Below are 14582 nucleotides of genomic sequence, written 5' to 3' on the forward strand. Positions count from 1 at the left end.
GCTCAGTCGTCGTCCTCCGCGGCCTGCTCGACGAGCGGGATGACGCGCAGCGGAACCGGGTTCTCCATGACGATGGCCGTGGAGGCCCGGACGATGCCATCAAAACCGACAACCCGGTCGATCACCCGCTGGAGATCGGCGTTGGAACGCGCCACGAGACGGCAGAGCATGTCGCCGTGCCCGGTCGTGGTGTGCAGCTCCAGCACCTCCGGAACACCGGCCAAGTGCGCCCGTACATCGGCCCCTTGGCCCTGCTTGATCTCCAGCGTGGCGAACGCCGTGACGGGGTAGCCGAGCGCTGCCGGATCGACCGTCGGGCCGAATCCGCGGATGACTCCATTCGACTGAAGGCGGTCGAGGCGCGCCTGCACCGTTCCGCGCGCCACGCCGAGCCGACGCGAGGCCTCCAGGACGCCGATACGGGGTTCGCGCGCCAGCAGTACGATGAGCCGGCCGTCCAGATGATCGATCGCCATGGTGCGCCTCCGGGAGTCACTGTGATGGTCATCATGTACAGATAGCCCGGACATCATCGCCATACGCTGTACAGATTGCCCAGCGAATTCGCGAACTATTGCGCACCTTGCGAAGCGGCGAGAGCCTTCGGGCATGACTGAGACTCTGCACACCACCCCCGACACTGGGCTCGGCAACCGGGAAGCGAATGAAGAGCCGAGGCGGAGCGAGGCGGAGCGGCAGGCCGACCCCTTCCCGGTGAAGGGAATGGACGCGGTCGTCTTCGCCGTCGGCAACGCCAAGCAGGCCGCGCACTACTACTCGACGGCCTTCGGCATGAAGCTGGTCGCCTACTCCGGACCGGAGAACGGCAGCCGTGAGACGGCGAGTTACGTCCTGACCAATGGGTCCGCCCGCTTCGTCTTCACCTCCGTCATCAAGGCGTCCACCGACCACGGCCGCTTCCTCGCCGACCACGTGGCCGAGCACGGCGACGGCGTCGTCGACCTGGCCATCGAGGTCCCGGACGCCCGCGCGGCCTACACGTACGCGGTCGAGCACGGCGCCCTCGGCCTCGCCGAGCCGCACGAGGTCGAGGACGAGCACGGCACGGTCGTCCTCGCCGCCATCGCCACGTACGGCAAGACCCGCCACACCCTCGTCGAGCGCACCGGCTACGACGGCCCGTACCTCCCCGGTTTCGTCGCCGCGGCCCCGATCGTCGAGCCGCCCGCCAAGCGCACCTTCCAGGCCATCGACCACTGCGTCGGCAACGTGGAACTCGGCCGGATGAACGAGTGGGTCGGCTTCTACAACAAGGTCATGGGCTTCACCAACATGAAGGAGTTCGTGGGCGACGACATCGCCACCGAGTACTCGGCCCTGATGTCCAAGGTCGTCGCCGACGGCACGCTCAAGGTCAAGTTCCCGATCAACGAACCGGCGATCGCGAAGAAGAAGTCGCAGATCGACGAGTACCTGGAGTTCTACGGCGGTGCGGGCGTCCAGCACATCGCGCTCGCCACCAACGACATCGTCGCCTCGGTACGCGCGATGCGGGCGGCCGGCGTCCAGTTCCTGGACACCCCCGACTCGTACTACGACACCCTCGGCGAGTGGGCGGGCGAGACCCGGGTCCCCGTGGAGACCCTGCGCGAGCTCAAGATCCTCGTCGACCGCGACGAGGACGGCTACCTGCTGCAGATCTTCACCAAGCCGGTCCAGGACCGCCCGACCGTCTTCTTCGAGATGATCGAACGCCACGGCTCGATGGGCTTCGGCAAGGGCAACTTCAAGGCCCTGTTCGAGGCGATCGAGCGCGAGCAGGAGAAGCGCGGCAACCTGTAGGACGACTCCCGACCCCGCCTCCGGCCGGGGCCGCAGAAACGGGCTCCCTTCGGGGAGCCCGTTTCTGCTGTCCGGGGGCCCTCGGATCTCCGCGGCGCCCGGGGCCCCGCCGTCAGCGCCGACTCGGCGCCGGTGAAGCGGGCTGCGGCTCTGCGGGCCCGATGCCCTGCGGGCCGCCCGCCGGAGGGCCGCCCAGCGAGTCCAGGGCCGCCTTGGCCGCCGGGCCCTCCAGCGGCGAGAAGTGCGCGTTGGTGCGCAGGGCCTCCGCCAGGTTGCGGCGCGCCGGACCGTAGTCCTTCAACGCCTTCTGGATCGCCCCCAGGTGGGACGCGTACGAGGCGATCCCGCCCCCCGCGGCGACCGCACGCGTCGCGTACTCCAGGGCACCGGACGAGTCGCCGGAAAGGTGCAACGCCCAGCCCAGCGCATCCGCCACCGCCGCGCCGCGGTGCTGCCGGGCCCACTCCGCCTTCAGCACCGTCACCGCCGCCGCCGGATCCCCGTGGGCGGCCTCGAAACGGCCGCGCAGGAGCGCGTTGTCCACGCCCTCGCCGTCGCCACGCGCAAGAGCCTCGCGGAGCTGCGCGTACTGGCTCCGGGCATCCTCGTCCCGGCCCAGTGACTCGTACAACTCGCCCAGGTCCAGCAGGTATTCGGGCCTGGGCAGACCGGCCAGCGCCGCCTTGTAGTCGCGTTCCGCCTCGCCCGTACGGCCGAGCGCCACCAACGCCGCGGCCCGGCCCGCGAGCGACGCATGGTGATCGCGGTCGGTCCGCAGCGCCGCGCTGTACTGCGACACCGCCTCCTCGGGCTCGCCCCCCTCCCAGGCCAGCTCACCCAGCAGATGCAGACACTCCGCCTTCTGCGCCGGCGTGGTGGCCCGGTCCGCCGCGTCCCGCGCGCCCGCCAGCGCGTCCTCGTGCCGGCCGAGGTCACGGTACATCCGCGCCGTCCGCAGGAGCGCCGCGGCGCCGGGGCGGAGCGCCGCGAACCGCTCCACCGCCGTGCGCGACGCCTCGTAGTCGCCGAGGCCGTTGTACGCGTCGATCAGCGCCGGGTACACCGTCCACTGCTTCGGCTGCCGCGCCCGTACCGTCTCGCCCCACTTCTTCGCCAGGGCGAAGTCGTGCCGGGCATCGGCGAGCGTCGCGAGTCCCACCCAGGCCGCCGTGTTCCCGTTCTCACCGGGCTCGACGTTCAGCGAGCGCTTCAGCGCCTCCTCGGCCCGGCCGAAGTACGCCTCGTCCGCGGACCGCTGCCCCCACTCCACAAAGGCCGTGCCGAGCAGCGCCCACGACTTCGCGTCGGCAGGATGCGTACCCACCCACTGCTGCCGGTCCCCGATCAGCGCCGTCAGATCGGAGAGCGAGGCCGGATAGCCCAGGTCCGACGCCTTCAGGGCACGCGAAACCGGACCCGGCGCGGGCGTCGGTGCGGACTTCTTCTCGTCCTTGGGCACGGCCACCACCGCACCCGTCACCAGCACCGCACCCGCCACCACCCCCATGGCCGCCCTGCGCAGCGTCGTACGCAGCGAGACGGGCGGCGGCTCGGCCGACGACGCCGGGTCGACGGGAGCCGGGTCCATGGGTACGGGGCCGGTTCCTGCGGGCTCAAGGGGAGAGCCGGGGGGAGGCTTCGTCGAATCGACGGACTCGGACTCCGGAGGCTGCTGCGGCATGACATCCATGCCGATCACTCTGCGTCAGTACGAAGAGCACACCGCGTCTTGCGAAGGCTGCCGCAGACGGGTTCACACCAATGGGCCCGGGTGCCACGCTTGGATCATGGATGGACTTCTCGAGCAACTGCGTGCGGGGCTGCCGGCCGAGGCCCTGATCACCGATCCGGATGTCACGCTCTCGTACGCCCACGACATGGCGAGCTTCTGCGAGGCGGGCACGCCCGCCGTCGTCGTGCTCCCGCGCACGGTCGAGCAGGTCCAGCACATCATGCGCACGGCGACGGCCCTGCGCGTCCCGGTCGTCCCGCAGGGCGCCCGTACCGGGCTGTCGGGCGCGGCCAACGCCTCCGACGGCTGCATCGTGCTGTCCCTCGTGAAGATGGACCGGATCCTGGAGATCAACCCGGTCGACCGGATCGCGGTCGTCGAGCCCGGTGTGGTCAACGCGGTGCTCTCGCGTGCGGTCGACGAGCAGGGTCTGTACTACCCGCCGGATCCCTCCAGCTGGGAGATGTGCACCATCGGCGGCAACATCGGCACCGCGTCCGGCGGGCTGTGCTGCGTGAAGTACGGGGTCACCGCCGAGTACGTACTCGGCCTGGAGGTCGTCCTCGCCGACGGGCGCCTGCTCACCACCGGCCGCCGTACCGCGAAGGGCGTCGCGGGATACGACCTCACCCGGCTCTTCGTCGGCTCGGAGGGCAGCCTCGGCATCGTCGTCAAGGCCGTGCTCGCACTGAAGCCCCGGCCGCCGCAGCAGCTGGTGCTGGCCGCCGAGTTCCCGACCGCGGCGACCGCGTGCGACGCGATCTGCCGGATCATGGAGCGCGGTCACACTCCGTCACTCCTCGAACTGATGGACCGTACAACGATCCGCGCCGTCAACAAGATGGCCAACATGGGTCTGCCCGACACCACCGAGGCGCTGCTGCTCGCCGCCTTCGACACCCCGGACCCGTCGGCCGACCTGGCCGCCGTCGGCGAGCTGTGCACCGCGGCGGGAGCCACCGAGGTGGTCCCGGCCCAGGACGCCGCCGAGTCCGAAATGCTGCTCCAGGCCCGGCGGATGTCGCTCACCGCGCTGGAGACCGTCAAGCCGGCCACGATGATCGACGACGTCTGCGTACCGCGCTCGAAGCTCGGCGCGATGCTCGAAGGCACCGCCGCCGTTGCCGAGAAGTACGGCCTCACCATCGGTGTCTGCGCGCACGCGGGCGACGGCAACACCCACCCCGTCGTCTGCTTCGACCACACCGACGCCGACGAGTCCCGGCGGGCCCGCGAATCCTTCGACGAGATCATGGGGCTCGGCCTGGAACTCGGCGGCACGATCACGGGCGAACACGGCGTCGGCGTACTGAAGAAGGAGTGGCTCGCGCGCGAGCTCGGCGAGGTGGGCGTCGAACTCCACCGGGGCATCAAGCAGGCCTTCGACCCGCTGGGGCTGCTCAACCCGGGCAAGGTGTTCTGACGGCCGGCGGGGGCGCGTCCACGCCTGCCCTTCCTGCGTCCGCGTCCCGGGCCGTTCCCGCGTCCGGATCCGTGCCCGCGCCTGCTCATGCGTCGCCGTCCTGCCACTCGTCCGGCCCCCACGTGTCGCCGAACCACAGATCGTCGGCCAGCAGTGGCACGAGCAGCTCGGCGAGCCCTTCGTCGATAGCGAGCCGCTCGGTCTCCGTACCCGGCGGAACCAGCCGCAGGGTCCGCTCCAACCAGGCGGCCACGGCGGCGGACGGCACCTCGAGGAGGGCGTCGCCGTCGGGCGAAGTCAGTGCCACGAAGAGGACGTTGCGCCGGTCGACCTTGGTCGGCCAGATCCGCACGTCCCCGTTACCGCACGGCCGGAACACGCCCTCGACGAGCAGATCGCGGGCGAACGTCCAGTGGACGGGGAAGTCGGAGCCGATGTGAAAGGCGATGTGCACGGCGTACGGATCCTCCGTGCGGTACGTCAGCCGGGCAGGGACGGGGACACTGCGCTCGGGCGACAGAACCAGCTTGAGCTCGAGCTCGCGCTCCACGACGGTGTGCATGAGTGCGTCCTTTCGGTGCCTGTGGGCCGGTCCCGCGACCGGTCCGCACAGGGAGAGAGCGCCCTCCACGCCGACTATGACGCGACTTTCGGAAGAATTTTCCGGGTGACCGGAAAGTGGTCCAAACCCCTGGACCGGCCCAGGGGCGGGCGGGCGTCTGATAGATGTGGACCCGTTGTATTGAGGCCTCGAAGAGATACGGGACCACGGTGATGAGCGCCCCAACCCCGGCACCGGGTGACGAAAGCCCCCATGAGGGGTATTACCCCGACCCGTCCATTCCCGGATATGTCCGGTACTGGAACGGCGCTTCGTGGGTCCCCGGCACGAGCCGGCCCGCCCCGCAGCAGGGCGAGTCGATGCCCGGTTCGGCCGCCGGAGCGGCGGCCGAACCGCAGCCGCAGCCGCAGTTGTCGGTCGCGGCGCCCGCGCCGGTCGACGCGCCTGCCGACCCGCCGGTGGACGAGACCGGCCCGGTCTACCTCGACGAGGAGCCGCACGCGGACAACCGCCCGGAACCAGCCACCGCCTGGCAGGCCGACGCCTCCCGGCAGACCGGCTTCGGCGGGGAACGCGACCGACGGGTCTCCTGGGGCGGCACCGGGCAGCCCGGCGAACAGAGCGAGCCGGGGCGGCAGGGCGGTCAGGGCGGGCCGTCGGCGCCGGAGTCCGGCTCGGCGGCGGAGTCCGGGCGGGATCCGCGTACGCCTGCGGACCGCACCCCCGCCGACCGTGTCCCCGCGGTCCGCGCCCCGGCCGCCCCGGTCCCGGTCGACCGCGCCCCCGCGGTACGGACACCCGCCGACCCCGCTCCCGCGGACCCGCGTCGGCCGGCCTCCCCGGATCCGACGGGCGGTGCGCTGCCCGCCAGGCGCGACAGCGGCGGCCAGACCCCCGAGAACACCGTCGCGATCCGGGCCGGTCGCCCGGGCCACGCACCCGCTTCCCGGTCGACGGAACAGGCGCCCGCGGACGGGACGATGGCGATCCGCGCGATCGGCCCCCGGACCCCCGCGCAGACACCACCGCAGACGGCGGCCCAGCCCCCCGCGCAAACCCCCGCCCCGGCCCCGAACCCCGGCCCCGCCCCCGCCCCGAACCCCGCTCCCGGCCCCGGCGGTGCCACTCCTTGGGCGCGACAGGGACACCAAGGTGCCCAGCCCGACCGGACGGCCCGCCCGCAGCCCCAGCCCCAGCCCCAGACTCACCAACCCCAGACTCACCAACCCCAGCAGCCCCACCTCCCGCACCAGTCCCAGCAGCCCCACTCCCAGTTCGGTGCGCAGGGTGGGCAGCCGGATCAGCCCGTCGTGCCCTGGAAGCCGCCGGTCGACGACCCCTTCCAGCGGCTCGCGCAGGCCCAGGCGTCGGCCAGGCCCGCCGGGCTCGGCAAGCGGTTCGCCGCCCGGCTCGTCGACACGGTCGTGCTGGGCGCACTCGTCGGCGCGATCGGCTTCCCGCTCCTCTCGCAGGCGATGGACCACATCGACGAGAAGATCAACGCGGCGAAGCTGTCCGGTGAGACGGTCACCGTCTGGCTGGTGGACTCCACCACGGCCGGTCTGTTCGGTGCGGTGCTCGGCGCGTTCCTCGTGCTCGGTGTGCTGCTGGAGGCGCTGCCGACCGCGAAGTGGGGCCGTACGCTCGGCAAGAAGCTCTGCGGACTCGACGTGCGGGACATCGAGTCCCACGAGACCCCGTCCTTCGCCGCCGCGCTGCGCCGCTGGCTGGTCTACAGCCTGCTGGGCGTCCTGGTGGTCGGGTTGGTCAACGTGCTGTGGTGCCTGTTCGACCGGCCGTGGCGCCAGTGCTGGCACGACAAGGCGGCGCACACCTTCGTCGCCGGCTGACTTAGAGGAGCTCACAAAATGGGCGCCCGGCTCGCGGCGTCTGGCACGCACGCTCGCTGCGTTGCCGAAACGCCCTAGTAGCTCCGCTACGAGGACCTTCCAGCGCCTTGCGATCGCACGCACCAGACGCCGCGAGCTGATCGGACTCCCATTTTGTGAGCTCCTCTTAGCGCCCCGGCCCGCGGAGGCCACTCCTCCGGCTGACGGCGCATCGGGTGAGGCCGTGCGGAGGTTCTCCCGTTCCCCCGAACGCACCTGAGCCGTTGCGGGCACCCGGGGGCCGGGGTGCACTGCCCCCATGAGCAACGATCAGCCGACGTCCGGTCAGCCGCCCGAGGAAGACCCGTTCCTCAAGAAGCCTCAGGGGTCTCAAGGGTCTCAAGGGTCGCAGGGGCCTCAGGGTCCGCAAGAGCCGCAGGGGCCGCAAGAGCCGCAGGGGCCGTCGTCGGGCTCTCCCTACGGCGGCACCCCGCCGCCTCCGCCGCCGGGGCCTCCGCCGCCGTACGGTGCCGGCCCCTACGGCGGCGGTGGCCCGTACGGGGGAGTGGATCCGCTGGCCGGCATGCCGCCGCTGGGCGAGCCCGGCAAGCGGATTCTGGCCCGGCTGATCGACTTCCTGATCATCTCGATCCCGCTGTATCTGATCTCGCTGCCGTGGGGCGGCCCGGTCGAGATGAACGACAACAGCAGCAACAACGGCGTCGGTAGCGTCTTCAGCCAGACGTACAGCGGGCACCAACTGCTCTGGTCGCTGATCGGTCTGGTGATCTACGTCGCGTACGACACGTACTTCACGCACAAGGACGGCCGGACCATCGGCAAGCGGCTGCTGAAGCTGCGGGTCGCGATGCTCAACGACGGCCGGGTGCCGGACACCGGGTCGGCGTTCCTGCGGGCCGTGGTGCTGTGGGTCCCGGCGCTGCTGTGCTGTCTGTGCCTGTGGTGGCTGATCAACATCGTGCTCATGTTCACGGACAAGCCGTACCGGCAGGGCCTCCACGACAAGGCGGCGAAGACGGTGGTCGTCCAGACCGACTGAGTCGCCGCTACGCCCCACGGCCTCGGTCTCCGTACCGGCTCGGTCATCGAGCCGGTACGGAGACCGAGGCCGTATCCGTACTCAGCGCCGCAGGGAATGCTCGCCCATCAGCTCGTCCACACGCGCCGCGGCACGCTGTCCGGCCGTGCGGGTCTGCGGGATGGGGGCCCGGACGCTGTCGCGGGCGAGGCCCTCGGCCTCGACGGCGGCGGAGACCGGATCGTGGTTCGTGCGCGATGCGGCCCCGGCCTTCGCGGACTTCGCTGTTTTCGCCCGGGACGGGTGGGGTACGGTCACGGCCACCAGCAGGCCGAGCGCGAGTGCCGCGGTCCCGATGACGGCGATGCCGAGGCCCGAACCCGTACGGGAGAGCAGCAGCATGGCGAGGGTCGAGAAGACGACGGTGACCGAACCGTAGGCGATCTGTGCGGCAGTGATGCGCGGCATGGCGGTATCCGTCCTCGGGGCATCGGATGGGCAGTCTCTCGACACGGTCGCACTGTCAAGCGACTCTACGACGGTGGATGCCCGAGCGGAACCGGTAGTAAGCATCACCTAACCCACGGTACCGGTGCACGGGGGGCGCACTGAGTCATTCCGTGCTTCAACCCTCGGCCGTGACGCGCCGGTTGTCCGTACGAGGAGTGTTCGGATAACGGAAACGCGCTCCTGCATAGTGCACTTGGTCTGTTCAAGTCAAGATCTGTCTTTTCTCTCGTAACTCCGGTCGAATGTCGTCACTTGTGACGCGTATCCGCGCGCGGCCCCTCCACACCACGCCAGGCCGCAGCCGCGGGCGCCGGGGAGGACTGCATCAAGTGACCAGTAACAGACGGGCGCTTCGCGCCGCGGCGGTTGTCGTGGCCATGGCCGCGACTGCCGCTACGGCGTCGGCTTTCGCCACGGCCCAGGCAGATGACCACACGTCGGGGGCGAAGGCACCCGTGGTCGAGCGCCGCGACCCGGGTTCGGCCAAGGGCGACTCGCACGACCTGCAGGGCCCCTTCAGCAAGCAGCAGGACGCCCAGCGTCAGGCCGCCCTGGAGCAGGTCATAGCCGGCGACAAGAAGGTGTCGACCCGCAACGGCTCCAAGGTCGTCAAGCTCGACGACAAGAAGTACGTCGAACTCGGCCGCGAGAAGACCGACAAGATCTTCACGATCCTGGTCGATTTCGGCGACAAGGTCGACAACACGACCATGTTCGACCCGGACGGCGACGGCCCCGCGCCGGCCGTTCCGAAGTACGGCGGCACGCCCGGCCCGGCGCACAACCAGATAGCCAAGCCGGACCCCAAGAAGGACAACAGCACCGCCTGGCAGGCCGACTACAACCAGGCGCACTTCCAGGACCTCTACTTCGGTACGGGTGCCGGCAAGAACTCGCTGAAGACGTACTACGAGAAGACGTCCTCCGGGCGCTACTCGGTCGACGGTCAGGTCTCCGACTGGGTCAAGGTGCCGTACAACGAGGCCCGTTACGGTTCCAACTACTGCGGCTCGACCAACTGCGCCAACGTCTGGGACATGGTCCGTGACGGCGTGAACGCCTGGGCCGCCGACCAGAAGGCCAAGGGCCGTACGCCCGAGCAGATCAAGGCGGACCTGGCGCAGTACGACCAGTGGGACCGCTACGACTACGACAACGACGGCGACTTCAACGAGCCGGACGGCTACATCGACCACTTCCAGATCGTCCACGCGGGCGAGGACGAATCCGCGGGCGGCGGCGCGCAGGGCACCGACGCCGTCTGGGCGCACCGCTGGTACGCCTACGGCACCGACGCCGGCGCGACCGGTCCGGCCTACAACAAGGCCGGCGGCACCCAGATCGGTGACACCGGCATCTGGGTCGGCGACTACACCGCGCAGCCCGAGAACGGCGGCCTGGGCGTCTTCGCCCACGAGTACGGCCACGACCTGGGCCTGCCCGACCTGTACGACACCACCAACCGCGCCGAGAACTCGGTCGGTTTCTGGTCTCTGATGTCGGCCGGTTCCTGGCTCGGCACCGGCAAGAACCAGATCGGTGACCTGCCCGGCGACATGACCGCCTGGGACAAGCTCCAGCTGGGCTGGCTCAACTACGCCGAGGCCAAGGCCGCGACGGACTCCACGCACAAGCTGGGCGTGTCCGAGTACAACACCAAGGACAAGCAGGCGCTGCTCGTCAAGCTGCCCGACAAGCCCGTCACCACCCCTGTCACGAAGCCCGCGGAGGGCTCCAAGCAGTGGTGGAGCGACATGGGCGACAACCTGAACAACACCCTGTCCCGTTCGGTCGACCTGACCGGCAAGTCCAAGGCTTCCCTGGACCTCGCGGGCTTCTGGGACATCGAGAAGGACTACGACTTCCTCTACACCGAGGTGTCGGACAACGGCGGCACCAGCTGGACCGCGATCGACGGCACCGCCGACGGCAAGGCGCTCCCTCGCGACGCCAGTGACAAGCCGGCCCTGACCGACGTCTCCGGCACGTACCGGAAGCTCTCCTACCCGCTGGACGCCTACGCGGGCAAGAAGATCGACATCCGCTTCCGTTACGCCACCGACGGCGGCGCGGGCGGTGTCGGCTTCGCGGCCGACACCATCTCGATCACCGCCGACGGCGCCGTGATCTTCTCGGACAACGCCGAGGGCGACGACAACGGCTGGACCGCCAAGGGCTTCTCCCGCGTCGGCGAGTCGTTCACCAAGGACTACCCGCAGTTCTACATCGCGGAGAACCGCCAGTACGTCAGCTACGACCAGACCCTCAAGGTCGGCCCGTACAACTTCGGCTTCTCCAAGACCCGTCCGGACTGGGTCGAGCACTACCCGTACCAGAACGGTCTGCTCATCTGGCAGTGGGACACCTCCCAGAAGAACAACAACGTCTCCGCCCACCCGGGCAAGGGCCTGATCCTGCCGATCGACGCGCACGCCAAGCCGCTGAAGTGGGCGGACGGCACGGTCATCCGCAACAAGATCCAGCCCTTCGACGCGCCCTTCAGCCGGCACGCGACCGACGGCTTCACGCTGCACAACGCCGACGTGCCGGTGCAGATCAAGTCGCAGCTCGGCATCCCGGTCTTCGACGACCACAAGGGAACCTACTGGTACGCGGAGAACAAGACCGGAAGTGTTCAGGTCGCTGACACGAACACCCGGATCACGGTTGTCAGTGAGCCGAGCGACGGCTCGACGATGATCGTCAAGGTCGGGGCCTCGCACAAGTAATCCAGCATCACCGCAGGTCAGAGCTTGATCGGCCGTCGCCCTCTAGCGGGCGGCGGCCGATCGTGTTTAGGTGCCTCTTGTTCAGATCCTTATTGACACGACGTCTCACGGGGGAGTGCGGACATGGCAGGCGGAGGGTTCAGCAAGTTGCCGAACGGCAGTGTGGTCGTTGCGATCACCCTGACCGGCCCGACGGACGGAGCGGGTCCGGGCGCCCCGATCCGGGTCCTGGTGCACGCGGCCAACCGGGCCCGCGCGCTGACTCGGCTGCGCAATCTGGGGCTGCGCGCCGTCTACCTGCGGGGCAATGCCGAGCCGCCCACGCCGGACGAGATCACCGCCGTGCTGCACCACCCGGACGGGGTGCTCTGGCGAGCGAGACCGGAGCGGGCCCAGGAGCTCTGGCACCCGATCCGCGCCCTGCTCCGCCCGCCCGTGCCGGCGCCCGTACCGGCTGGGCCGGCCGTACCCGCCAGCCGCCCGGTCTGAGAGCCTGTCGGGTGACCGCTGATCGGGCGGCCACGCCCTGGCACGCACTCCCCCAAGGCCTTAAGGGCCAGGGGGGACCCCCTTCCGCGTTGCCGAAACGCCCTGGTAGCTCCTTCCCCAAGCTCTCAAGGAGCAGGGGAGACCCCATCCGAGGGCCTTCCGGCGCCTTGGAATCGCACGCACCAGACCGCGTCCGCTTTCCGATCGAAGGTCACCCGACAGGCTCTGAGGCGCCATGGGGCGCGGGGGACGCGGGTCGTGAGGCTCTACACCACCGGCTTGCCGGAGAGCTTCACGCCCACCCGGCGGAGCTCCTCCAGCGCCCGGTCCGTGGTCGCCTCGGCGACCCCCGCCGTCAGGTCGAGAAGCACATGCGTGGTGAAGCCCGCCCGGACCGCGTCCAGCGCCGTCGCCCGCACGCAGTGGTCGGTCGCGATGCCGACCACGTCGACCTCGGTGACCCCGCGGTCCCGCAGCCAGTCCGCCAGTCCGACGCCGTTCTCGTCGAGGCCCTCGAAGCCGCTGTACGCCGCGGCGTAGGCACCCTTGTCGAACACCGCGTCGATCGCCCCCGATGCGACCGCAGGGGCGAAATTCGGGTGGAAGCCCACCCCCTCCGTACCGGCGACGCAGTGCGGCGGCCAGGAGTGTTCGAAGTCCGGCTGGCCGGAGAAGTGGCTGCCCGGGTCGATGTGGTGGTCACGGGTGGCCACCACATGGCGGTACCCGGCCTGGGCCTCACCGATCAGGTCGGTGATGGCGGCGGCGACATCGGAACCCCCCGCCACGGCGAGACTGCCGCCCTCGCAGAAGTCGTTCTGAACGTCCACGACGATCAAGGCGCGGTGCATGGCGGGTGTCCTTCGGTGGGGGACGGTCGGCGGTCATGGGGGGCGTATTCGAGCCTAGAGACTCGGGAGCGGCTTCGGGAGGGGACGTAATCAAGCGTCTGAGGTGATTCCGGCGATCGGGGACGAACCGGCCACCGAACGGCCCCGGTCGCGGCCCCCTCACCCGCCCGTTCCCGCTCACCCGCCCCGTCCGCGCCCCCGTTCCCGGCCCCGTCGGATGTCCTCGGACGTACTTGTGCTCAGATGAACTCCGTGGGAATGACCGGCTCCCCGCGGGACAGCTGTATCGCGGACATCGGCAGCCCCGCCCGTGCCGCCATGTGCCGCTCGCGCGCCGTGTCCAATGGCTCGCGGGCGATCACCTCACCATCCCTGACCAGCTCGACCAGCAGCTGCCGCTCGGCCAGCTCCGCCGGCACGGGACCGGTGCCGATCACCTCCGCCTCGGCCACCCCGTTCTCGTCCAGCCGGCGCGCTGCCCACTTGCGGCCGCCCACCGACGACTTCGAGCTGAGCGACTTCTTGGCGACCGGACGCAGCGGCTCCGCGGGGTCGGCGGATCCGGCGCGGGCGACCAGCTTGTAGACCATCGAGCAGGTCGGCTGCCCGCTGCCGGTCACCAGCTGGGTGCCCACCCCGTACGCGTCGACCGGGGCGGCGGCCAGCGAGGCGATCGCGTACTCGTCCAGGTCGGACGTCACCACGATCTTCGTCCCGGTGGCGCCCAGCTCGTCCAGCTGCTGCCGTACCCGGTGCGCGACCAGCAGCAGGTCCCCGGAGTCGATCCGAACCGCACCGAGCCCGGTCCCGGCGATCTCGACCGCCGCACGGACCGCCTCGGCGACGTCGTACGTGTCGACCAGCAGCGTCGTGCCCCGGCCCAGCGAGTCCACCTGCGCCCGGAACGCGTCGCGCTCGGTGTCGTGGAGCAGTGTGAAGGCGTGAGCGCTCGTCCCGACGGTCGGGATGTTGTAGCGGAAGCCCGCGGCCAGGTCGGAGGTGGTGTCGAAGCCGCCGATGTACGCGGCACGCGCCGAGGCCACCGCCGACAGCTCATGGGTGCGCCGTGCACCCATCTCGATCAGCCCGCGGCTGCCTGCGGCGGCGGACATCCGGGACGCCGCGGCGGCGATCGCCGAGTCGTGGTTGAGGATCGACAGGATCACCGTTTCCAGCAGCACGCATTCGGCGAAGGAGCCCTCGACCCGCAGGATGGGTGAGCCGGGGAAGTACACCTCGCCCTCCGGGTAGCCCCAGATGTCACCGCTGAAGCGGTAGTCGGCCAGCCAGGCGAGTGTGGGCCCGTCGACGACGTCCTGTTCGCGCAGGAAGGTGAGCATCTCGTCGTCGAAGTGGAAGTTCTCCACCGCGTCCAGCACCCGTCCGATGCCCGCGACGACGCCGTAGCGCCGCCCCTCCGGCAGCCGGCGGGTGAACGCCTCGAAGACCGAGTGCCGCTCGGCCGTACCGGCCTTCAGTGCGGCCTGCACCATCGTGAGCTCGTACTGGTCGGTGAAGAGCGCGGTCGACGGCACACCGACCCGTCGCCCAAGGTCCGCAGAGTTCATGGTCCGGATGCTACCCCTATTTCGTCAGAGTGACGAGATCTCGGGTC

At 70.2% G+C, this 14582-nt stretch carries 12 protein-coding genes; 6 read left to right on the forward strand and 6 right to left on the reverse strand.

The features are described 5' to 3' along the window. Nucleotides 1-2: 2 nt before the first annotated feature. Nucleotides 3-476 (reverse strand): Lrp/AsnC family transcriptional regulator, encoded by a 474-nt coding sequence (locus ACZ7L9_RS24600; RefSeq protein WP_266746451.1) that lies wholly within the window; start codon nt 474-476, stop codon nt 3-5. 133 nt (nt 477-609) lie between these two features. Between ACZ7L9_RS24600 and hppD the strand changes: the two genes are divergently transcribed. Next, entirely contained in the window at nt 610-1803 is a 1194-nt protein-coding gene (gene hppD / locus ACZ7L9_RS24605; protein ID WP_471418141.1) for a 4-hydroxyphenylpyruvate dioxygenase, read from the forward strand. A 112-nt stretch (nt 1804-1915) separates the two neighbouring features. Here the strand turns inward: hppD and ACZ7L9_RS24610 are convergent, their stop codons facing one another. Next, nucleotides 1916-3493 (reverse strand): tetratricopeptide repeat protein, encoded by a 1578-nt coding sequence (locus ACZ7L9_RS24610; protein ID WP_471418143.1) that lies wholly within the window; start codon nt 3491-3493, stop codon nt 1916-1918. Nucleotides 3494-3590: 97 nt separating this feature from the next. Here ACZ7L9_RS24610 and ACZ7L9_RS24615 point away from each other — a divergent pair, with 97 nt between their 5' ends. Then, a complete protein-coding gene (locus ACZ7L9_RS24615; protein ID WP_471418145.1) occupies nt 3591-4958 on the forward strand; it encodes an FAD-binding oxidoreductase in 1368 nt (455 codons plus the stop codon). 85 nt (nt 4959-5043) lie between these two features. Here ACZ7L9_RS24615 and ACZ7L9_RS24620 read toward each other — a convergent pair whose 3' ends face one another. Continuing rightward, entirely contained in the window at nt 5044-5520 is a 477-nt protein-coding gene (locus ACZ7L9_RS24620; RefSeq protein ID WP_471418147.1) for an SsgA family sporulation/cell division regulator, read from the reverse strand. Between the two features lie 212 nt (nt 5521-5732). Between ACZ7L9_RS24620 and ACZ7L9_RS24625 the strand changes: the two genes are divergently transcribed. Further along, entirely contained in the window at nt 5733-7370 is a 1638-nt protein-coding gene (locus tag ACZ7L9_RS24625) for an RDD family protein (RefSeq protein WP_471418149.1), read from the forward strand. 298 nt (nt 7371-7668) lie between these two features. Next, a complete protein-coding gene (locus tag ACZ7L9_RS24630) occupies nt 7669-8409 on the forward strand; it encodes an RDD family protein (RefSeq protein ID WP_471418151.1) in 741 nt (246 codons plus the stop codon). An 81-nt stretch (nt 8410-8490) separates the two neighbouring features. On the opposite strand, the gene ACZ7L9_RS24635 is transcribed toward ACZ7L9_RS24630, so the two are convergent. Beyond that, on the reverse strand, nt 8491-8856 hold the full coding sequence (locus tag ACZ7L9_RS24635) for a hypothetical protein (protein WP_471418153.1): 366 nt from the start codon (nt 8854-8856) through the stop codon (nt 8491-8493). Between the two features lie 371 nt (nt 8857-9227). Here ACZ7L9_RS24635 and ACZ7L9_RS24640 point away from each other — a divergent pair, with 371 nt between their 5' ends. After that, nucleotides 9228-11627, forward strand: coding sequence for an immune inhibitor A domain-containing protein (locus tag ACZ7L9_RS24640; protein ID WP_471418155.1), 2400 nt, complete (start codon nt 9228-9230; stop codon nt 11625-11627). A gap of 123 nt (nt 11628-11750) precedes the next feature. Next, nucleotides 11751-12116, forward strand: coding sequence for a hypothetical protein (locus ACZ7L9_RS24645; protein ID WP_471418157.1), 366 nt, complete (start codon nt 11751-11753; stop codon nt 12114-12116). A gap of 266 nt (nt 12117-12382) precedes the next feature. On the opposite strand, the gene ACZ7L9_RS24650 is transcribed toward ACZ7L9_RS24645, so the two are convergent. Together ACZ7L9_RS24650 and ACZ7L9_RS24655 are read right to left on the reverse strand one after the other, a co-directional pair. Further along, a complete protein-coding gene (locus ACZ7L9_RS24650) occupies nt 12383-12967 on the reverse strand; it encodes a nicotinamidase (RefSeq protein WP_471418159.1) in 585 nt (194 codons plus the stop codon). A 239-nt stretch (nt 12968-13206) separates the two neighbouring features. Continuing rightward, nucleotides 13207-14535, reverse strand: a complete 1329-nt coding sequence (locus ACZ7L9_RS24655) for a nicotinate phosphoribosyltransferase (protein WP_471418161.1) — start codon at nt 14533-14535, stop codon at nt 13207-13209. Nucleotides 14536-14582: the final 47 nt, after the last annotated feature.

This window comes from Streptomyces sp. NPDC111516 (assembly GCF_055635345.1).